The sequence below is a fragment of the Rhodothermales bacterium genome, from assembly GCA_013002345.1.
Lineage (GTDB): Bacteria > Bacteroidota > Rhodothermia > Rhodothermales > JABDKH01 > JABDKH01.
The window spans coordinates 1-21,731 of record JABDKH010000064.1; the positions used below are offsets into that span (position 1 = coordinate 1).

Annotated in this window: 20 protein-coding genes; 6 read left to right on the top strand and 14 right to left on the bottom strand. The window is 57.8% G+C overall.

Annotated features, from left to right (window positions below; genetic code table 11):
• Window positions 1-39: 39 nt before the first annotated feature.
• The 3 genes from HKN37_03285 to HKN37_03295 are packed head-to-tail and all read left to right on the top strand — an operon-like array spanning window position 40 to window position 2,720.
• Complete coding sequence (locus tag HKN37_03285; protein NNE45663.1) at window positions 40-477, top strand: hypothetical protein; 438 nt, start codon at window positions 40-42, stop codon at window positions 475-477.
• 35 nt (window positions 478-512) lie between these two features.
• A complete protein-coding gene (locus HKN37_03290) occupies window positions 513-1,871 on the top strand; it encodes a hypothetical protein (GenBank protein ID NNE45664.1) in 1,359 nt (452 codons plus the stop codon).
• Window positions 1,872-1,877: 6 nt separating this feature from the next.
• Complete coding sequence (locus tag HKN37_03295) at window positions 1,878-2,720, top strand: GMP synthase (protein ID NNE45665.1); 843 nt, start codon at window positions 1,878-1,880, stop codon at window positions 2,718-2,720.
• A 38-nt stretch (window positions 2,721-2,758) separates the two neighbouring features.
• Here the strand turns inward: HKN37_03295 and HKN37_03300 are convergent, their stop codons facing one another.
• Both HKN37_03300 and HKN37_03305 read right to left on the bottom strand, forming a co-directional pair.
• The gene (locus HKN37_03300) at window positions 2,759-3,874 is read right to left on the bottom strand and encodes an esterase (GenBank protein NNE45666.1); all 1,116 of its coding nucleotides are present in this window, start codon (window positions 3,872-3,874) and stop codon (window positions 2,759-2,761) included.
• A gap of 117 nt (window positions 3,875-3,991) precedes the next feature.
• Window positions 3,992-4,780 carry a hypothetical protein gene (locus HKN37_03305; GenBank protein ID NNE45667.1) on the bottom strand — a complete coding sequence of 263 codons (789 nt, stop codon included), beginning with the start codon at window positions 4,778-4,780 and terminating at the stop codon, window positions 3,992-3,994.
• A 186-nt stretch (window positions 4,781-4,966) separates the two neighbouring features.
• Between HKN37_03305 and HKN37_03310 the strand changes: the two genes are divergently transcribed.
• Window positions 4,967-5,596, top strand: a complete 630-nt coding sequence (locus tag HKN37_03310) for a hypothetical protein (GenBank protein NNE45668.1) — start codon at window positions 4,967-4,969, stop codon at window positions 5,594-5,596.
• Between the two features lie 15 nt (window positions 5,597-5,611).
• Here HKN37_03310 and HKN37_03315 read toward each other — a convergent pair whose 3' ends face one another.
• Entirely contained in the window at window positions 5,612-6,322 is a 711-nt protein-coding gene (locus HKN37_03315; protein ID NNE45669.1) for a DUF937 domain-containing protein, read from the bottom strand.
• An 83-nt stretch (window positions 6,323-6,405) separates the two neighbouring features.
• On the opposite strand from HKN37_03315, the gene HKN37_03320 reads away from it, so the two are divergent.
• A complete protein-coding gene (locus HKN37_03320) occupies window positions 6,406-7,191 on the top strand; it encodes an RluA family pseudouridine synthase (GenBank protein NNE45670.1) in 786 nt (261 codons plus the stop codon).
• Entirely contained in the window at window positions 7,188-7,712 is a 525-nt protein-coding gene (locus HKN37_03325) for an MOSC domain-containing protein (GenBank protein ID NNE45671.1), read from the top strand. The genes HKN37_03320 and HKN37_03325 overlap by 4 nt, the downstream gene beginning before the upstream one ends.
• Here HKN37_03325 and HKN37_03330 read toward each other — a convergent pair.
• The 11 genes from HKN37_03330 to HKN37_03380 form a co-directional block, all read right to left on the bottom strand.
• Window positions 7,691-8,593, bottom strand: a complete 903-nt coding sequence (locus HKN37_03330; GenBank protein NNE45672.1) for an MBL fold metallo-hydrolase — start codon at window positions 8,591-8,593, stop codon at window positions 7,691-7,693. The genes HKN37_03325 and HKN37_03330 overlap by 22 nt on opposite strands.
• A gap of 110 nt (window positions 8,594-8,703) precedes the next feature.
• A complete protein-coding gene (locus HKN37_03335) occupies window positions 8,704-12,171 on the bottom strand; it encodes a methylmalonyl-CoA mutase (GenBank protein NNE45673.1) in 3,468 nt (1,155 codons plus the stop codon).
• 193 nt (window positions 12,172-12,364) lie between these two features.
• On the bottom strand, window positions 12,365-12,976 hold the full coding sequence (locus HKN37_03340; GenBank protein ID NNE45674.1) for a superoxide dismutase: 612 nt from the start codon (window positions 12,974-12,976) through the stop codon (window positions 12,365-12,367).
• Window positions 12,977-13,056: 80 nt separating this feature from the next.
• A complete protein-coding gene (locus HKN37_03345) occupies window positions 13,057-13,614 on the bottom strand; it encodes a hypothetical protein (GenBank protein ID NNE45675.1) in 558 nt (185 codons plus the stop codon).
• Between the two features lie 41 nt (window positions 13,615-13,655).
• Window positions 13,656-15,152: an NADH-quinone oxidoreductase subunit N gene (locus HKN37_03350; protein ID NNE45676.1), complete on the bottom strand. Its 1,497-nt coding sequence runs from the start codon at window positions 15,150-15,152 to the stop codon at window positions 13,656-13,658.
• Between the two features lie 38 nt (window positions 15,153-15,190).
• Window positions 15,191-15,481 carry a 4a-hydroxytetrahydrobiopterin dehydratase gene (locus HKN37_03355; protein NNE45677.1) on the bottom strand — a complete coding sequence of 97 codons (291 nt, stop codon included), beginning with the start codon at window positions 15,479-15,481 and terminating at the stop codon, window positions 15,191-15,193.
• Window positions 15,478-17,004 (bottom strand): citrate transporter, encoded by a 1,527-nt coding sequence (locus HKN37_03360; protein ID NNE45678.1) that lies wholly within the window; start codon window positions 17,002-17,004, stop codon window positions 15,478-15,480. Before HKN37_03360 ends, HKN37_03355 begins: the two co-directional genes overlap by 4 nt.
• A gap of 76 nt (window positions 17,005-17,080) precedes the next feature.
• On the bottom strand, window positions 17,081-18,685 hold the full coding sequence (locus HKN37_03365; GenBank protein ID NNE45679.1) for an NADH-quinone oxidoreductase subunit M: 1,605 nt from the start codon (window positions 18,683-18,685) through the stop codon (window positions 17,081-17,083).
• Window positions 18,686-18,720: 35 nt separating this feature from the next.
• A complete protein-coding gene (gene nuoL / locus HKN37_03370) occupies window positions 18,721-20,715 on the bottom strand; it encodes an NADH-quinone oxidoreductase subunit L (protein ID NNE45680.1) in 1,995 nt (664 codons plus the stop codon).
• A gap of 56 nt (window positions 20,716-20,771) precedes the next feature.
• Window positions 20,772-21,077 (bottom strand): NADH-quinone oxidoreductase subunit NuoK, encoded by a 306-nt coding sequence (nuoK, locus tag HKN37_03375; GenBank protein ID NNE45681.1) that lies wholly within the window; start codon window positions 21,075-21,077, stop codon window positions 20,772-20,774.
• A gap of 36 nt (window positions 21,078-21,113) precedes the next feature.
• Complete coding sequence (locus tag HKN37_03380) at window positions 21,114-21,623, bottom strand: NADH-quinone oxidoreductase subunit J (protein ID NNE45682.1); 510 nt, start codon at window positions 21,621-21,623, stop codon at window positions 21,114-21,116.
• Window positions 21,624-21,731: the final 108 nt, after the last annotated feature.

Genomic DNA, 21,731 nt, shown 5'->3' on the forward strand with positions numbered 1-21,731 from the left:
GAACTCTGGAAGGCATACGACAACTCCGGAGCCGACTGCATGATGCTTCAGGAAGCGATCGAATACGAGACGTACTTCAGATGCTACGGTATCGGCCGCAAGTACGTGCGTGTGATGAAGTATAATCCGGCGGCCCCCGGTCCGATGCGCTACAAGGACGTGTCGCCCGGACCAATCGAACCCGAACTTCTCAAGGAATTGGAGACGGATGTCCTCGCGATCTGCACAGCGCTCGGTTATGACATGAACACGGTCGAACTGGCGGTGCGCGACGGCATCCCGTATGCGATCGACTTCATGAATCCGGCACCGGATGCAGACTACAACTCCGTCGGCCCCGAGAACTTCGAGTGGGTCGTTCGAACGACAGCGAAGTATCTCGTGGACTGTACGGCGCGAACAAAACGTATTCCCCAATTCACTGCAAATGGTGCGCTTGAGCCCGGCTCCGGAGACGGCGGAGTCGCATCCTCATGATGAGTGCCATCTAACGTCCGATTCGAGGACTGAGTATGCGTCAAAGGTTGCAGCCGGCGATCGATCATTACCACGAGTTGATGAGCCGCGATCTCACCGAAGCGGATGCGCAGCTTGAGCAGCTGATGTCGCTTCAGCGCGAGCGCGGCGTTCTATTCGGTGATCGCGAAATGGCGCGCAGCCTCAGACCAACCTTCCTGACCGAGGACTTCTATACGTCGGTGCAGGACACGGTGTACCTGGTCCGGCAAGCGGTTCTCAAGATCGCATCACAGTTCTTCAACGATGAACGCGTGCTCAAGGAAGAACTTGGACTCAAGGACTGGGAGATCGAGCTCGCTGCAATCCCGACAAACGTGATCCGTCTGTCGGCGACAGCGAGAATGGACTCTTTCGTGACCGAGAATTCATTCAAGTTCGTTGAGATCAATGCCGAGTCGCCCGCGGGTATCGGATACGTGCATCGGATGGCCGGCGTTTACCGCGAGCTTCCCATCTTCCAGGAGTTCACGAGGCGATTTCCTGTGCGGTTCATTTCGCCGATGGAGCATACAATGATGGGCCTCGTGCAGATCTATCATGAGCAGTTCGGCGGCACGGAAGAGTTGCCCGCCTTCGCAATCGTCGACCACCTCGATATTCCGACGATCCACGAGTTCCGAATCGTGAAGGAGTATCTGGAGATGCACGGATACGCCTGCGAAATATGCGATCCGAGGGAGCTGGAAATACGGGACGGCTGGGTGTTTGCAAACGGTCGCAAGATCGACATCCTGTATCGTCGCCTCCTGCTCAACGAGTACTATGAGATGAAGGATGACTGCAAAGCGTTTCTGGAGGGCTACAAGTCGGCCAAGACGTGCTACCTGAATTCGTTCCGAACCAAGCTTGTGCACAAGAAGGCGATCTTCGCCTTTCTCACGGATCCGACCTACACACACATCCTGTCACCAGAGCAACGGGATGCCATTGAACGGCACATACCGTGGACACGTATTCTTCGAGACCACGCTACCACGTTCCGAGGTCTTCACGTAGATCTGCTCGAATTCGTCCGATCCAATAGGAGACATTTTGTCATCAAACCTAATGACGAATACGGAGGAAAAGGCGTAAGTATCGGATTTGCATCGTCCGAACAAGAGTGGGATGTCGCGCTAGCTGACGGCCTCCAACTCGGGCACGTTGTCCAGGAAGTTGTTGACATACATCGCGAGCCATTCCTGATGAAGTCGGCGGATGCGTGGGAGATGGTGCCGTCGGTTGTTGACCTTGATCCGTATTTGAATGGACCACTGATGGGCGGATGTCTCGTTCGCGTCTCTTCGACGAACCTTGCGAACGTAACCGCCGGAGGGGGTTCGCTTCCAATGTTTATTCTTCGCTACGCCTGAGAACAGATGAGTACAACCATACGCGTTGCTGTCATTGACCTGTATGCCGGCGATCCCAATCAGGGAATGCGATGTATTCGAGAGCTCCTCGAAGAGAGTAGCGGACGGTGGCACGACGTCGCGATCGAGTACGAGACGTTTGATACCAGAGGCGGGAAGCGGATTCCCGGTCTGGAATACGATGCGTACATCTCGAGCGGTGGACCCGGCAGCCCGTTCGATGGTGTCGGGAAGCCGTGGGAAAAGTTGTACTTCAACTGGTTGCGGAGCATATGGGCGTTCAATCAGCGTCACGAGGAAGAACGAAAGCACGTCTTTTTCATCTGCCATTCCTTCCAGATGATGTGTCGTTTTTTCCACATCGGAGACGTTGTGCGACGGCGATCCGAGTCATTCGGGATCTTCCCGGTACACAAGACCCGCGCCGGTGAAAATGAGCCGTTATTCGAGTCCCTTGACGATCCCTTTTATGCCGCTGATTTCAGGAACTGGCAGGTGGTGCAGCCCGACCAGACTCGTCTCCGCGAACTCGGCGCCGGCGTTCTGGCCTACGAGAAAATTCGTCCGCATGTTGACCTGGAGCGAGCTGCAATGGCCATCCGGGTTTCTCCGGAGTTTGTCGGAGTTCAGTTTCATCCGGAAGCGGATGCGGAAGGAATGCTGATCCACTTCTCTGAGGCACACCGCCGTGATAGCATCATCGATACGCACGGTGAAGAGAAGTACCGGAGGATCATTCATCGGCTGGAGGATCCGGAGTATCTCGACAAGACGCACAAGGCGGTCATACCGGGATTCTTGAGGCGCGTGGTCGAAAGTCGCGTATCCGAGCTCAACCCAACGGGTTGACGGCTTAGGCAGATAATTCCACGACCATCTCCCCCTGACTATCTGAACAGCATCGGGAGATATTCCTGCAGGTACCGGCGCCAGACCATCCAGTCGTGACCACCTTCCGAGATCTCGTACACGTGGTCCACGCCGAGCTCGCCAAGCCAGGCCGAGAAGGCATTGTTCCGCTGAAGAAGGAAGTCGTCGCGGCCGCAGCTAATCCACAGGAGATTGAGCCGATCGTTCGCCGTATCGGCGTCGGCGGTGATCCCCGGGAAGTAGTCATTGCGGCCGGCGTCCGGCGTGGCCGAACTGAAGCCTCCGACGTACGAGAAGAGATCGAGATTTCGCAAGCCGATGGCAAGCGACTGCCCGCCGCCCATCGACAGGCCCGCTATGGCCCGGAGAGCCGCCGTGTCGGCCACATGATACTCGCGTCCGAGCGCAGGCAAGATCTCGTCTACAATCCTCTTCTCCATCGCCATCTGATTCGCACGGCCATAGTCGTCACCATAGCCACCCGATCCAACGGCGATCGGGTGTCCGTAGGGCATCGCGATAATCATCGGAATCATTTGCCCTTTAGCGATCAGATTGTCCGCGATGATCGGAGCCCGACCAACGTCAACCCAGGCTGATTCGTCGTCGCCGTAGCCATGCAGCAATATCAGCACGGGATATGCCGATTCACGGGTTGAACGGTACCCCGGTGGAGTGTAAACGAAGAGGCCCTGCTCCCTGCCGGCGACGTCCGACGGGTATGTATGGTGATGAACGATGCCGTGTGGAGCAGGCTGTCGCTCATGTAGAAGCGGCGGATTGCCCGGAACCTCTACCAGGCTTTCCAGCCAGAACCACGTCTTGATGTCTCGATTGAGACGGTCAACGTGATCGGCGCCGTCGACTTCGAACACGTACGAGTAGAGCTCGGGAGCCAGCGGGCCCACCGTCACTTCCCACACACCGTTGTCTGAGCGCGACATCTCCTGAGGCTCGACCCCTGCCAGGCCCTTCACCAGAACGCGGGTCGCACCGGGAGCGATCGTGCGAAACGTCACGTGTCCGGTGGCGTGCACGACCGGTGAAACGACCTGGGCACGACCGGCATCCGGATAGACGAACACGATGGCCGCGAACAGCAGCAGGAATCCGGGTATTGACTTTCGATTCAAGGGTGTCGCCTCGGTGGATCGTTGAACCGACGACAACCTACAAATCGATTGACGCGGGTCAAAGATTCACGCGGCTGTAAGGCCGCTTCGGCCCGACTTCCCGAGTGTTGCTTTGTGCTATCCTGCGCAGGCTACGTCGTCCAGGTTTGTATCCCAGCAGGACGGAGTGCCCCCGTTGAAATTGGTCGACGTGATTGAACCGGCGCGCGTCACAGCATCCCACATTACGAGATGTGATCTACTCTGCGACTGTTCGGTCCACTCGAACTCGCGCACCGACCCATCGGCTCGATACTCGACAGAGTCGCCGACGTTGTCGAACGGGCCGCCAACAACCGTAAACAGAATGCTCTTGGTGTCCTGGTCGGTAACCTCGAAATCGGCTCGCAGCACATTAGTACTCGTACCCTCGTACTCGTAGAAGAGCTGCCAGGAGCCGGACTTCCCGTTCAACGCTGTCTGGGCGCGATAGAGTTCAAACTCGGCAAGGACGGTCTCGCCTTCCGTAAGCGAGACATTCATCGACCAATCGAGGCCGTCGGCGCCCGGAGTTGCGTAGAGCGTAAAGCCGATCGTCCCGCCTTCACCCGTCGCTGTTGACGACCATATCCACTCGTCGTCGTATACCGGATCGGCTTGAACCGCGGCAGCCGTGACGAGCGTCGGGATGATCAAGTTCGCCGAAATGATGGTCGATACCGGCCAGACGCGGAGCGCGGCGGCGGCAAAGTTCGGTCCGGCCTGGACTTTCGGTGAAGCACCAAAAATGTTGGTGTCGATTGAGAAGGCGTCCGCCGAGAGCACGGGTGGTGCAGCGTCCTCGAAGGAGTCGGTATTATTTGAGTCGCACCCGGACGTTAGTAGAACGGCGGCTACGACCATGGGAGCAAGTCTTCGATACAGCATCGATCTGGTACGGAATGGTGGAACTCGAATACATAATCGGCCGATTGGGGCCAACGTTTTAGAAATGACGGCGGGATCACGACACGTACCTGGCGGCTGCAACGAACCAGGCAAGAACACTTTGCTACTGCCACTCGGTTAGCTAAGTTTCGGCTCCAAAATCGCGCTAGACCCTGATTCACCGACATGCTCAAAGCCATTTTCAACCGGCGCTACGTTCCCCACACGATCGCGGTTCTTCTCGTCGTTGTTTCGCTACTCGTGATCGCGATTCCGCCCGAGGCCAGGCTGGGGTCCATCATCAGGATTGTCCTGCTTCACGGTGCGCTTGCGCGCGCCGGACTCGTCATTTTTGCGGTTGCCGGGGTACTTGGGATCGGATTACTGATCCGGCCCGGTGACCGGCTCGGGTCGTGGACCGTAGCAACGCAGCAGACGGCGTTTGCCGTGTGGCTCGCGGCGGCTCTGACGAGCACGGTAGCCACCTATCTGTCGTGGGGAATGTTTATAGCCTGGGCCGAGCCCAGAACGCAGGGGACGGCAAAGATTCTTGTTCTCTGCCTCGTCCTCCTGCTTCTGGTGCTCTGGATCAAGCAGCACCGCTTCACCGGTCTGGTGAATGCCGTGCTCGCCGTGTTCGCGTGGCTGACGGTGATGCAGGCAACCAGCGTGCAGCATCCTGAAAACCCCGTCGGCAGCTCTCCGTCGATCGTGTTTCAGGTCATCTTCGTCGCGCTTGTTGGCGTTCTGATTCTGACCGCGCTGCAGTTCACGCGCTGGATACACCGACCCCGGTCGGTCTCAACGGCAGTCTGACCCTCACGGTCTCCGCTATTTACCGAATAGCGACCCGAGGGCTCCGGCGCCAAGCTTGGCGAGGTCGTCGACAATGCTCCCGTCGTCGTCGCTGTCAAGCATACCGAGCAACCCGCCGGCACCCGTCTGAGGAAGCTTCTGTTCGACTGTCTGTCGCTCGCTATCCAGCATCCCGGCGAGTCCCGAAGCGTCGAGGCCCTTCTCTTTCTTCACCTTGCCCAGCGCTCCCATAACGATGGGTGCGAGAGTAGCGAGAAGCTTGCCCGCCTGTGCAGAGTCAAGTCCGCTCGCTTTGCCGACACCCTGCTCAACGGCCGACTGCTTGGAACCCAGCAGGTGACCGAGAATCCCTGCTCCATCGAGAGATTTTGCCGGCGCCGAGGATCCGCCGCCAAGCAAACTGCCGGCAGCACCGATAAGACTTCCCAATCCGCCAGACGAACTCTTGTCACCACCACCCAGCAGACCACCGAGTCCTCCCGCTGCACCGAGCAGGCCGCCAAGGTTGTCCAGGATGGACCCGTCGTGATCTCTTTCAAGCGCGTTTGCCAGACTGGCCGCACCATCTGGTGACGATGCATTCTTCGCCAGGGCGCCGAGGAGCACTGGAAGGGCCGCTCCGACCGCCTTCTGCGTCTTGTCTTGATCTCCTCCGAGTGCACCGCTGAGTTGCTGGAGGGCACCCGACCCAAGCTGCTGGGTGACGAGATCTAGTAATCCTGACATGAAAACTCTCCGCGCCAGAACAGGCGCTCAAATGTGTATCTTTAAAGGGGAAATGTCGCCCGAAAGGGCGGGACGTTGAAGGTATGCCGCACAGTCCAACGAAGCAAAGACCTGAACTCATTCACGAGGACGGCCAGATACTGGTCGCAATCAAGCCTCCAGGACTGCATTCTGTTCCGGACCGTTACGATCCGGCACAACCGAGTCTCTCCGTGATCCTCGGACGCGATCGGTCGGAAGTATTGGTCGTTCATCGGCTGGACAAAGACACGTCCGGACTTGTTGTGATGGCCTTGACGCCGGCTGCACACCGATCGCTCTCCATGCAGTTCACGAATCGAGAGGTGAAGAAGACCTATCTGGCACTTGTCAAGGGAGCGCCCGAGTGGGACGAGAAGACGCTTGAATTTCCGCTACGCGTGGACGCCGACAGGCGACATCGGACTCGAGTGGATCGTCAAAATGGCAAGCCTTCCGTGACGCGGGTTCGTGTTCTTGAGCGGTTCGACTCCTACTCGCTCGTGGAGGCCATGCCAGAAACGGGGCGTACACACCAGATAAGAGTTCATCTTGTGACGGCCGGCCATCCCGTCGTTGCGGACCCTTTGTACGGAGACGGCAAGCCGCTGATGCTCTCTTCATTCAAGCACAAGTACAAGCCGGGACGGCGTGAGGAGCGACCGCTGGTGGCGCGTACGGCCCTACACGCAGCGACGTTGGAGTTCCGACATCCGACGACGGATAATGTCGCAAGCTTCTCAGCGCCACTGTTTCGCGACATGAAAGCGGCAAGACAGCAGCTGAGGAAATTTGGTTCGGGAAATTGGGTCTCACCTTCCAACTTCAACCACGACTACCTCTCGCGATGATCGATCCCCTGAAGCTGCTGAACAATCAAGTCGGATCAGGAACCGTGGAGTGGATCGGAATTCGCCCGGGAAGGCGGCAGCCGCTCGAACCGGTGACCGTTGTCGACGCAAGTGCAGGCACCGGACTGGCGGGCGATCACTTTGCCGGAAAGCCGGGTGCGAAGCGCCAGGTTACACTCGTTCAAGAAGAGCATCTCGCCGTGGTGGCTTCGATACTCAAGCGGGACGCAGTAGAGCCGGGCCTGCTTCGGCGCAATATCGTGGTCAGCGGAATCAACCTGCTATCGCTCGTCGATCGCCGATTCCGTATAGGCAGAGCTGTCTTCGAAGGGGCCTCGGCGTGTCATCCTTGCTCCAGAATGGAGGAAAACCTCGGCCGGGGCGGATTGAATGCAATGCGCGGGCACGGGGGGATCACCGCCCGGGTCATCGACAGCGGTGAGATTCGCCTCGGCGATTCCGTTTCCGACCTCGGCGCAAGGCCATCCGAAGGCCCGGATCAGTCGGGCGTCAACTCCTGATAAGCCTTTCTGAGTGCGTTCGAAACTCCGTTCTTCCAACCGTCCGAATAGTGCTCCGGAAACGCCGGCAGACGAACCGTCTCAGCAACCTGGTCTTCCGCAAGTCCTTCGGCCATCTTCCCGCGTGCGTATTCGAGAAGGCCGGAAAGGAAGTCGCGCATCACCAGTAAGTCCGCGCGAGTACCCGATACTCCATATTCCGGGTTACCGTGTCCAAAGATGAAGACCGTCTCGTCAGTGAACTTGCCATGGACGTTCTCGAGGAGTGTGATCCATCCGGCGATGGAGGCTCCCGAATCGCTATCAATGAAGCATGGATACCGGTTGAAGACCAGATCTCCCATATGCACAACGTCTGCCCGCTCGAAATGAACCACGGCGTCGCCGCTGGTGTGAGCAGGGCCGTAGTAGTTGGCGCGCACAACCTCATCTCCCAGGTCCATGCTCCACTCCGTGGAAAACGTCGTCTCGGGATACACCTGCTCCGACTCCGTATTTCTTTCTACTGCCGACCTTTCCTGCCAAAGACGACTGTTCTCGTGCGCGACTGTCACTGCCGAGAGCGGAACGAGTACACCGTTGCCACCGGTATGATCGCGGTGGTGGTGCGTGTTGATGAAGAGGTCCATCTTGCGACTCGATCGCGTCTTGAATTCCGCAACAAATTCTGTTGCCTGCTCCCTGAATTGCGAGTCGATGACCGCCACGGCATCCGGGCGGATCATCCATCCCATCGTGCCCCCGCCATTCGTGTACAGACCGACGCCTCGGCGCAATTCAGTAAATGTGCCCTCGGCACCAGGGGAGGCTGCCGGTAAACGTGGAATCCAGAGTGCCGCCGCAGCAGCGGATGTCGAAAACAGAAATCGACGTCTGTTCATAGCAGCGTGTGGTCTTGGTGTGGATAGCGTCAGTGAGCATACGCTATCTCACGCCTCAACCGCAAAGTCGCTGTGCAGGTCGAATGACGGGCGCTGACCGACCAACAAGTTCACGTGCTTCGGCGGTACTCGCCACCCGCTTCAAAAAGCGCGTGCGTGATCTGTCCGAGTGAGCACGTTCTGACCGTGTCCATGAGGGCTTCGAACAGGTTGCCATCGCTCGTAGCCGTAGCCTGAAGTCTCTCCAACGCATCCTCCGCCCTTGATGCGTTTCTCTCGTGAAAGCCACGCAGTGTTCGCAGCTGACGCTCCTTCTCATCGTCGGTTGATCTCATCAGCGCGAGCGCTCCGTGACCTGACTCATCATGACCGTTCGCCGAAAGAAACGTATTCACACCGACGATCGGGAGTTCACCGGAATGCTTCTTGTGCTCGTACAGGAGCGACTCTTCCTGGATGCGCCCCCGCTGATACATCGTTTCCATGGCGCCAAGCACTCCACCGCGATCATTGATTCTCTCGAACTCCATCAATACGGCTTCTTCTACGAGGTCGGTCAACTCGTCAACGATGAACGAACCCTGAAGCGGGTTCTCGTTCTTCGCCATGCCCAACTCCCGGTTAATGATCAGCTGGATCGCCATGGCGCGCCGAACACTCTCTTCGGTCGGGGTTGTTATCGCCTCGTCGTATGCATTGGTATGCAACGAGTTACAATGGTCGTACACGGCCAGCAATGCCTGCAGTGTGGTCCGAATATCATTGAACTGTATCTCCTTCGCATGGAGGCTGCGGCCCGATGTCTGGATGTGATATTTGAGCTTCTGGCTTCTTTCGTTTCCTCCGTATCGCTCCTTCATGGCCACCGCCCAGATTCGCCTGGCCACACGACCGATGACGGAATACTCGGGGTCAAGACCGTTCGAAAAGAAGAAGGAGAGATTCGGGGCAAAATCATCGATGTCCATGCCCCGACCCAGGTAGTATTCGACGTAGGTGAATCCGTTAGCCAGCGTGAAGGCCAGCTGAGATATCGGATTGGCGCCGGCTTCGGCGATGTGATAACCGGAGATCGAGACGGAGTAGTAGTTGCGTACTCCGTTGTCGATGAAGTGCTTCTGGATGTCGCCCATACACCGTAGCGCGAATTCCGTCGAGAAGATGCAGGTGTTCTGCGCCTGGTCCTCCTTCAGAATATCGGCCTGGACGGTTCCGCGAACGACGCCCAGCGTTTTTGTCTTGATGTCGGCATACTCGGCGTCGGAAAGAACTCCCCACTCTACGAGCTCGGGTCCGGTCGTGCCGAGCAGCCCAAGCCCCGAGCCATCATGGCCGGATGGCAACGAGCCTTCCTCACCGTCCGGACCGTACGGAGTATACACCGGTCGCTCAGATCCGAGCTGCCGATCGATCTCCGCGTTCGCCGAATCCCACCGACCTTCCCGAACAAGAAAGGCTTCCACTTGCTGATCGATGGCCGTGTTCATGTACATGGCCAGTATCATCGGAGCCGGCCCGTTAATCGTCATCGAAACGGACGTTGACGGATCGCAAAGGTCAAATCCGGAATAGAGACGCTTCATGTCGTCGAGTGTGCAAATCGCGACACCTGCGTTTCCAATCTTTCCATAGATGTCGGGGCGCTTGTCCGGATCGAACCCGTACAGCGTCACCGAATCGAACGCGGTCGACAGGCGCTTTGCCGGCATCTCCTTTGAGACGAGGTGGAACCGTCTATTGGTTCGCTCCGGACTACCCTCACCCGCAAACATCCGGGTTGGCTCCTCATTCTTGCGCTTGAAGGGGAAGACTCCTGCCGTAAACGGATAGAAGCCGGGAAGATTTTCGAGGAGGGCGAATTGAAGACGCTCACCCGCGTCAGCCGTGCGTGGAAGGGCGACGCGAGGAATCCTTGTGCCAGAGAGCGATTCTTCGAAGAGATGGGTTTCGATTTCTCTACCGCGAACCGGGAATGAGATCGAATCGCCACTATATCGAGAGGCGATTTCATCCCAGCCGTCGAGTATCTGCCGGCAGTGCGCGTCCAGCCTGTTCCACCAGTGGTCGACCATATCCGAGAGCCGAGCCTCAACCTGGTCGCGGTCGGACGGGTTCCACTCACGAATCTGCTCCAACGCCCCGACGGCATGACCCCAGTTCCGGGCGATGCGGACCTGCTTCTCTGCTTCTGCTCGATACGTTCTGGATGTATCCGCAATCTCGCCCAGATACCGCTGCCGTCTGGGTGGAATGATGGCCAACTTTGCGGCGTCCACGTCGGGAACTTCTTCGTCACGATATAGCCGACTCTCGCGACCAAAGCCAAGATCTGTCGCCATCCGACTCACAATACCCAGATACAGGTGAGTCACGCCGGGGTCATTGAAGTGGGAGGCCATTGTAGGAAAGACGGGCATCTGCTCCGGTGGAACATCCCAGAGCCCACGGTTGCGCTGAACCTGCTTCCGCACATCGCGCAATGCGTCTTCGCTCCCGCGGCGCTCGAACTTGTTGATGGCCACAAAGTCCGCCATGTCCAGCATGCCAATCTTCTCAAGCTGTGTCGGCGCGCCAAACTCCTGCGTCATCACATAGACGGAGAGGTCCGTCAGTTCTGCGACCTCGGTGTCGGACTGCCCGATGCCTGCGGTCTCAAGGATGACCAGGTCGAAGCCTGCCGATGAACACACTTCGATGCTCCGGGCCAGCGCCCTGGATGTGGATCTGTTCGCGGAGCGCGTCGCGAAAGATCGCATGTAGACTCGCTCCGATCCTCGACCGTAGATCGAGTTCATGCGGATGCGATCACCCAGCAGCGCTCCGCCGGTTCGCGAGCGTGTCGGGTCTACAGATAGAACGGCGATTTCGATGTCGTCGAAATCAAGCAGGAAGCGACGGACAAGTTCATCTGTAATCGTCGACTTCCCTGCCCCACCCGTACCGGTTATCCCAATGGAGATTGCCTTCGTGTCGGCGTGCCCGCGTGGCTCGACGGTCGCCGGGCCTGCGTCGCGATGCGGGCTCTCTTCCATCGCCGGAACGGGCTGTTCGACGGCCAGCTCGACGGACGTGATTGCGCGAGCAACGGCGGCTGCATCCCGCCCTGATACTGCACGGGCGGCCGCGGCCGTGACCGACGTCGTCGGAAAGTCACACGTGCGGAGCATCTCATTGATCATGCCCTGCAAGCCCATTCTCATCCCGTCGTCCGGAGAAAAGATCCTCGAGATTCCGTACTTCTGAAGCTCCCGGATCTCGTCCGGCACGATTACACCCCCGCCCCCGCCGAAGATCTTGATGTGGCCAGCGCCACGTTCCTCCAGGAGGTCATGCATGTACTTGAAGTACTCGATGTGTCCTCCCTGATATGAGGACACGGCGATTCCCTGTGCGTCTTCCTGAATAGCGGTTTCGACAACCTCTCGAACAGACCTGTTGTGGCCGAGATGTATGACTTCCGCGCCGCTGGCCTGGAGAATGCGCCGCATAATGTTAATGGCAGCGTCGTGTCCGTCGAACAGGCTCGCTGCGGTGACGAATCGGACATTGTGCCGGGGCTTGTAGACCTGATCCTCCATGGAGCCGCGCAGTTTAGATGTGTTTTGCGTTTCGTTGAACGTCTCGATCAACGGCAGGTTTTGGGAACGGGATTTTCGAGATATCGGTGGACGTGGCGAATTCGTATTCGACCTTGAAGCAACAACCAGCCGCGGGCACAAAAAAAGGGGCGACGGTCGACCGTCACCCCTTATTGTCCGCTGTGAAGCCTGTCTAGCTTACTGCGTCATAGTTGCGAGCAACGACCGACCAGTCGACCACGTTCCACCATGCGGCGATGTAGTCCGGCCGTCGATTCTGATAGTTGAGATAGTAGGCGTGCTCCCACACGTCCAGGCCCAGGATGGGTGTATCGCCATCCATGTACGGACTGTCCTGGTTTGCCGTGGAGTATACCTTCAGCGCGCCGCCGCCTCCGACCACGAGCCACGCCCAGCCGCTTCCAAACCGCGTTCCGGCCGCGGCCGCGAACTTGTCGCGAAAGCCGGACATAGACCCGTACGCCGAGTTGATCGCTTCGGCCAGGTCACCGGACGGCTCACCGCCACCGTTCGGCGACATGACACTCCAGAAAAGACTGTGGTTTGCGTGGCCCCCGCCATTGTTACGAACGGCTGTGCGAATGGCCTCGGGTACGGAGCCTATATCCTTCAACAGGGCCGAGATAGGCTTTGCTGCCAAATCCGAGTGGCCTTCCAGCGCCGCGTTAACTTTCGTGACGTATCCCTGATGATGCTTGGAGTGATGGATTTCCATCGTACGGGCATCGATGTGCGGGGTGAGCGCATCGTATGCGTAGGGTAGATCGGGTAGTTTGTAAGCCATGATAACTCCTTGAGACTCTGATATCTGAGCGCTTGCGACCGGGCGTACGCGCTTCGCCCGAAAAATAATCCGGATCCGGACTAAGAATTACTGATAACCGACATCATGCCCTTGAGATCCTCGTCGGTGAGTTTCCCGGCATCACGAAGTCCATTGAGGACTTGTTCGACAGCGTTGACATTCGTTGTGCGTGTTTCCGTGCGTGATACGGCCGCGTCAACAATGGTAGCCAACATCGCCTCTTGAAGAAATCGCGCCACATACTCGGCTGCTTTCGGTTTGCCCGAGAAATCAATCACAAAGGGGACGGTCGCGCGACCACGGTTCGCATCGACATAGACCTTCCGACCGCCGATGAATTTCTTCTTCGTGGTGACCTGTACGATATCCTCGTAGCGAATTTCCTGAGTCGGCGACAGATCATGATTTTGAAACACCATTCGCTCGGACGTGAAGATGGCGCCATCCGACCCATTGCCCATCCACGTCGCGTCGTACTGCGCCAGCACATCACCGCGCTTGACTGACTTTGCGTAATCCTTGAGCGCGCCGCGCACTTTATCCTCCGGGATGTTCGGCGCAACGAACAGGCCGATCTCGGGCGCCGTCGGCAACAGGTCTCGAATCAGATCCTCGATTTTCGACGTCATGGGATTCGTCCGATGTTGTTCGTCCGCGCCTAGCGTGCGGACGCCAGGGACGACGAGGCTGCGTCGAAGAAGCCGGCGGTGGTTTCAAGCACGCCCGGGTATAGCCCGAGAACCAGCAAGAGACCGGCACATGCCACCAGAACCACAGCAGTGCCTACCGTTACCGGCGATCCTGCGATGAATTCCATCGCGTGGCGATTGCCGTCGTCTTCTGACTTCATCCAGAAGACGTATAGCACACGCAGGTAATAGTACGCAGATACCGCACTTGCGAGGACCCCGATAAGCACGAGCCAGGTCAGTCCTGCATCCACCGCGGGTGCGAAGACCGCGTACTTCCCGATAAAGCCACCGAGGGGTGGAAAACCCGTAAGACTGAACAGGAAGAAACCCATGGTCACGCCGAGCAATGGTCTGCGGTAACCCACGCCAGCCAGCGAGTCTAGATCCTGCTCGAGGCCCACGCGACCGTCCCATTCCAGCATCGCGATCACACCGAACGCGCCGATATTCATGAGCGAGTACACCAGCAGGTAGAAGAGCGCCCCCGAGTATCCCGCGACCGTCCCGGCTGCGAGCCCGACGAGGATATACCCGGCGTGCGCGATCGACGAGTACGCAAGCATCCGCTTCACGTTTGTCTGTGCGATCGCCACGACATTGCCGAGGATCATCGTCAGTGCCGCGATGGTGGCGAGCACCATGTTCCACCTTTCGGACGGCAGCGCATGAAACAGCACAAGAATAAGGGCAGCGAACGCAGCGGCCTTCGAAGCCGTGGACATAAAACCTGTCAGCGTCGTCGGTGCGCCCTGGTATACGTCGGGCGTCCACATATGGAAAGGGACGGCGCTGACCTTGAAGAGGAATCCGATGAGGAGCAGGGCGACGCCGGCCCAGAAGAGCAAGTTGTTTTCTGACCCGTCAAAAGCCACGCCCATCTGGTCGAGATACATCGTCCCGGTCGCCGCATACAGGAGCACCATGCCATACAGAAAGAATCCGGTCGAGAACGCCCCGAGCAGGAAGTACTTGAGCGCGCTCTCTGTACCGCCTTCGTCGCTCCGCATCAGCCCGGTCAGGATGTAGAGACAGATCGACATCGTCTCCAGCCCAACGAAGATCGAGATGAGATTGTTGGCCGTTCCGAGCAAGATCATTCCGACGGATGCGAACATGATCAGCGCATACACTTCACCGTAGTTGTGCTGAATCCTATCCAGGTACGGCACGGAAAGAACCATGGTGAGCGCAGCGGAAACCAGGACGACGATGTTTATGAAAGATGCGAATCCGCCCGTCCACATCAAATTGTAGAAGACGCTCTGCGCCGGCGAATTCATCCGAATAAGTTCGAACACGATGGCGACGGTGCAAGCCGCGACACCTAGCCACGGCACCATGCGATCGTTGTTGCGAAACGAGTCCCAGACAACCATGAGCAGGCCGGTAGCTGCTATGAGTACCAGCGACAGCGAACTGAAGAGGTCGCTGCCCATTGCACTGTATGCTCCAGAAAGATCCATCTAAGCAACCTTGTTATTGTTCGCCTGCTGCCGTGTGCTCATACCCAGGAAAAACCGTCGATCGATGTTGCGAGCTCCACGTCCTTGCCTGTTACGCGATCTCCGGCATCGTGCGTTGTGAGGCCGATTTCGACCCGACTGTACACGTTGCGGATCTCTGGATGATGATTGAGCTGCTCGGCTTCAAACGCGACGCGTACAATAAAGCTGACCGCTTCCTTGAACGAAGAGAAGCTGAATGTCTTGACGAGCTTGTCGTCCACAAACGACCAACCCGGAAGCTCTTGCAGAGCTTCCGTCACTTGTGGCGTGTTGAGAGGTGTTGTCATGGTTGAAGAATCCACCCGCTATAGAAAACGATGTACACGAGCACGTAGATCGGAAGAAGGATGGGTATCGAGTATCGCCAGATGTAGCCCATGAAAGACGGGGTCTCGACTCCCTTGGCCTCTGCAATCGCCTTGACCATGAAGTTCGGGGCGTTGCCAATGTAGGACATCGCACCAAAGAAGACCGCCGCAACAGATATCGCCTGCAGGAAGAACCACGACTCCGGATCGGCCAGGGCCGGCTCCGCAAACTCCTTCACCTGCGAGACTACATTCACATCGAGACCGAACTTGCCCATCGCCGCGGATACGAAATTCAGGTAGGTCGGGGCATTGTCGAGTATGGCCGATAGAATGCCCGTGCCGAAGTAAAACATCCCGACGGTGAGGGACTCTGCATTGTTCTGGGCGAAGGCGGCGATGTTGGCGAGGGCCGGTTGCATCGTCGCGAAAATACCCAGGAAGAGCCACCCGACTTCCCTGATGGGTTCGAAATTGAATTCGTTCTTCTCGAGAACGGTTCTGTCTGCGCTTCGATACGCAAGGACGGCCACCGTAAGCATGATGATCTCCCGGATTCCGAACGGAATGTGGATGTCGCCCACATGTAGTACCGGTACCCATTCGAACACGTTCGGGTCGATGAACACCGACACAATGATAATCGCGATCCATATGAAACTCTTCATCCCTTCAACCTGAACCGTCGGCAGGCTCGGGTCGGCATCCTGGCTGACGTCCTTGTTGCGGAAATCGAAGGCCAGAAAGACGGCAAGGATGAGCAGAGTTGTGGGTAGCCAGATATACCAGACGTGTGTGAATGTCCAGAAGAACGGCACGCCCCTCAGGAAACCGAGGAACAGGGGCGGATCGCCGATTGGAGTTAGCGCGCCGCCGACGTTAGCTACGAGGAAGATGAAGAAGACAATGTGGTATGCCTTCAAACGACCTGTATTCAGTCGCATATAGCAGCGAATGAACAGCATCGCCGAACCAGTTGTCGCGATCAGGTTTGCGATCACGGACGCGACAAACAACAGAAACGCGTTGGACCAGGGCGTTCCCCGCGCATTCACCTTCACATAGATTCCGCTGGCGGCGATGAAGAGAGAAGCGACCAGGGCGATGAAGGCGAGGTACTCCTGAATCGCGTGGACCACAGGTGTCGCGGTCCCGAGTCCGAAGATGTAGGCGACCGCAACAATCAATCCCAGCGCAATGGCATACTTCGGGTAGTGGTGATGCCAGTGATGTGCATAAAACAGGGGCCCGGTAGCGATCATCACGAGCAAGATCACGAACGGAAGAACGAGCCATACCGGTGGAACTTCGCCGTGGCCATGGTCTCCCTCTTCCACGTCGGTCGCGTGCTCGTCGGCCGATTCCGTACCAGCCTCTTGAGCAAGGTCGTGCGCTGCTACTCCTGCAGAATCCGCAGCCGCAACGACGTCCGGCGTAGCGACGTCCACCGCCTGTGCATATGCGGCTCCCGAACAGAAGCCAATCGCCAAAATCATCACCATCCTGGCAAGGAGGTGCGAGCGACCTTTGGTCTTGATATGCGTATCGGATTTCATCGAACGGATCGCTTCTAGCAGGCTACTCAGACGTCGCCACGAGCGGTGCAGGCGATTCTTCGTCGACGTTCAGCGCGAGTTGTTGCTGCTCGATCGAGGCAACCGCGGATGCGTGTTTGGCCTCAACAACTTCCAGGAGGTAGCGAGTCGCCGGCTCGCTCTTCTGAAGGAACGAGTTAGGAGCAAAGCCCATGACCAACATCAGGATAACGAGCGGCGCCATCAGGGCGAACTCGCGGAGGTTGACGTCGGGCATGGCGAGATTCGCCTCGTTGGTAACCTGGCCGAAGAAAATCCTGTAGATCATCCAGAGAAGGTATACTGCCGCCAGAATGACGCCTGACGTCGCAAAAGCCACGAGTACAGGACTGTCTAGCACGGTACTCTTGAAGGAGCCCACGAGAATCAAGAACTCTCCTACGAATCCGTTCAGGCCCGGCAGGCCGGCCGACGCCAGCACAGTGAACACCATGAAAAAGCTGAGGACCGGAACCACCTTCGCAATTCCTCCGAAGTCCTCCATCAGACGTGTATGCCGGCGCTCGTACAGCATGCCGACAAGAAGGAAGAGTGCGCCGGTCGAGATTCCGTGATTGACCATTTGAATCATTGCACCCTGAAGCGCTTCGGTCGTGAACGCAAAGATGCCGAGCACGACAAAGCCAAGGTGGCTGACCGACGAGTACGCGACGAGTTTCTTGGCGTCAGGCTGGGCCCGCGACACCAGCGCACCGTAGATGATCCCGATCACTGCGAGAACGGCAAAGAGCATCGCGTACTTGTACGATGCGTATGGGAAGAACGGCAAACAGAACCGAACCAGACCGTACGTACCCATCTTCAGCAGGACGCCCGCCAGTATGACAGATCCTCCCGTCGGCGCCTGAACGTGAGCATCCGGCAGCCACGTGTGCAATGGAAACAGCGGGACCTTGATCGCAAAGGCAAACGCGAACAGGAAGAAGAGCCACGTCTGCATGGTGACGGGCGTGTCAAACGCGACGAGTTTGTACCAGTCAGTCGTGAACACACCGGCGTTAACCGCATCTCCCGCCTGAAAACCCAGATACAGAATGGCCACGAGCATCAGCAGCGAACCGACCAGTGTAAACAGCACGAATTTCACTGCGGCATAGATCCTGTCCTCTCCTCCCCATATTCCGATGATGAAGTACATCGGGATGAGCGTGAGCTCGAAGAACATGTAGAAGAGGATGATGTCGTACGACGTGAAGACGCCGGTCACACCCGTCTGCAGAACCAGGAGAAGAACGTAATACCCCTTGTGCGACTTCTGGATGTAGTTCCACGACGACATGATGACGATTGGCCCAAGCAGCGTCGTCAGCATGACGAGCAGTATGTTGAGGCCGTCGATACCAACGAAGTACTTGATGTCGAACGCATCGGGAAACCACGATCCCGAGATGTCGACCAGCTGAGGCGCCAGCGCCGTGCTGACGGCAGGATCAAAACCTGTATAAAGGCCAATCGACAGGACGAAGGTCGCCAACGTAGTAACGAGAGCCGTCCACCGTATCGCGTTCACCGACCTGGCAAGCATTGTCAGGACGGCGCCCACCATCGGCAGGAAAATGACCCAGGAAGTCAGGTACGGGATCTCCATGTCTGCATCACCAGAATCTGTCTAGTACTAGTCCCTTACCCGAATAACATGAGTGCTACGACAAGGACGACGCCCAGGACGATTGCCGTTGCGTAATTCTGCACTCTGCCGGTTTGCACATAGCGCAGTAGTTGGCCGGTTCCCCGTGTCACATAGCCGACGCCATTGACCACACCGTCCACGATGTACTGGTCAAACGGAGCCCACAATTTGTGTGCACCGCCCACGACCGGGCCCACGACGGTACGCTGGTAGAACTCGTCCCAGAAGTACTTGCCCTGCCACCATTTGTAGACTCGGCCAAAGCGAGCGCTCAGTTTCGCGTCGTAGGCAAGTCCGTCGCGCGAGTAGACGCGCCAGCCAATCCAGAGACCGATGATGGCGATGGCCGACCCGAGGCCGATCAGAGCCCACTCGATGGCAAGGAAACCCTCGCCGTGGGCAGGCAAAACAGATTCGGCGACAGGGCCTCCGTACGGCTCACCCAGAAAATGATGGATCCAGTTCCATTCACCGTGCGCGATAACGCCGGGAATACCGACGAAACCGGCGACGAGCGAGAGTATCCCCAGAACCCAGAGAGGAAGCGTGATTGTCCACGGTGATTCCTTCGGCTTGATCGTTTCCGCCATGGGCCAGCGCGACTCCCCTTCGAACGTCAGCATGTACGAGCGCATCATGTAGAATGCGGTCAGCAAGGCGGTAACGATGCCGACGCCCCACACAAACCACGCGTAGCCATTGCCCGCGTACCCGTACTCGAACGCCTTGAACAGAATCTCGTCCTTTGAAAAGAACCCGGCCGTGAGAGGCAGTCCGGCTATGGCGACGGTCGCGAACAGATACGTCATTCGTGTCGACGGCATGAACTTCTTCAGTCCGCCCATGGTGCGCATGTCTTGCGGATCGAGGTGACCCTGGTGGCCTTGCTCATGCAATTGATGCTCGACCTCGTGCATGCCATGGATCACGCTCCCGGAGCCGAGGAACAGGCAGGCTTTGAAGAAGGCGTGTGTGAAGACATGGAAGATGGCGACAAAGAACGCGCCTACACCGGCCGACATAAACATATAGCCGAGCTGCGACACCGTCGAGTAGGCTAGAACCCGCTTGATGTCATTCTGCGTGATGGCGATCGTCGCGGCCATGATCGCCGTCGTGGCACCCACGATTGCAATAACGGCCATCATCGTGGGCGCGGCCAGCACCAGCGGCGAAAGCCTGGCCAACAGATAGAGTCCACTCGTGACCATCGTTGCCGCGTGGATCAACGCCGAGACGGGCGTTGGGCCCGCCATGGCATCCGGCAGCCACACGAACAGAGGAATCTGCGCGCTCTTCCCGGTCGCCCCGATGAACAGCAGCAGAACCACCCAGTTGACGGTCGACTGCGAGAGCGCCGACGGATCGGCGAGAAGGGTCCCGAAATCGAGCGCGCCGAGTTCACGAAACAGGAGGAACATCGCCATCAGGAAAGCGAAGTCGCCGATTCTGTTGACGATGAAAGCTTTGTTGGCTGCCGCACTGTTGGTCAGGTCGGTATACCAGAAGCCGATCAGCAGATATGAGCACAGTCCTACCCCTTCCCAACCCAGAAACAGCACCAGCAGGTTGTCGCCGAATACCAGGTTGAGCATCATGAAGATGAACAGGTTCATGTAGGCGAAGAACCTCCAATACCCGGGATCGCCATGCATGTACCCGACGGAGTAGAGGTGGATCAAGGCACCAACACCCGATACGACCAGCCCCATGATCAACGAGAGCTCGTCAACGCGATAGGCAAAGGATACCTGGAAGTCTCCCGCCGCCATCCAGGTGTAGTAATCCAGGACAAGCGGCTCTCCGGCGAACGAGAGAAAAAGCAGCAGAATGAGAACAAACGGGATCGCGACCACCAGCGTGCCGACAATTCCGAAGAGCGTCTCGCGTTCGCGAAGTCCCGGTAGAAAAAGTCCTCCGAGCCCGTTGAACAACGCGCCGGCCAGCGGCAGCAGAAGAATCAGTTGTACTTGAAGGTCCGCTCCCATACCGCTACCTGTCTCGCTGCTCCTGCTTGATCGCCATTACCGTCAGACTCGTGCGCCTAGTACTTGAAGAGGTGGAACTCGTTGAGGTCTACTGTCAACTTGTTTCGGAAAACGGCTATGACGATCGCGAGGCCTACCGCAGCCTCCGCGGCAGCCACCGACATGACAAAGAACACGAAGATCTGTCCCGCCACATCTCCCAGACTCTGGCTGACGGCCACGAGCGACAAGTTCACGGCGTTGAGCATCAGTTCGATCGACATGAGGACAACGATGGCGTTCCGACGAAAGAGGACGCCGACAACTCCGATCACGAAGAGTATGGCGCTCAGCGCGAGGTACCAGTCGACTGCTATCTCCATGCCCGTCCCTTCGTTCTGCTCAACATCTTTCTTGCTCTAGACAAATCGCCTCTTGGCCAGCATCACGGCACCGATAGTGGCTGCCAGCAGGAGAATCCCGATCACTTCCAGGGGCATCGCATAGACGGTGAACAGCTCCCTGGCAATTTCGCGGGCCGAGCCCGTCGCAGCCGCTGCCTCAAGATTCACAGGCTTCGTCCCCGCTCCCAGTCCGCCTGCGACGACGTAAGCAAGCTCAGCGAGCACGCCCATGACGAGGATAAATGCGATTCCCCGCTTCCAATCTACCGACTGAAGCCTCGGCAACGCGGCGAGATTGAGCAACATGATCACGAAGACGAACAGGATCATGATCGCCCCGGCGTACACAAGAACCTGAATCACGGCGATGAATCTCGCACTCAGTGTCAAGTAGAGACCCGCTACGCAGAATAGATTCAGAATGAGCCAGAGCGCACTCGAAACCGGGTTTCGTGATAGAAGCATACCCAACCCGGCGGTCACGGCCACAACCGCAAGCAGAAAGAACGTGTACTCAGCTAGCATCTGGTGGAGTGACTAGTGCGTGCTACGGCAGGCCCGGTTCGGGTGACAGTGCGACAACAGTGACAGGCGTAATCGGCGACGAAATTAGACAAATCGCCCTCGTCGGGC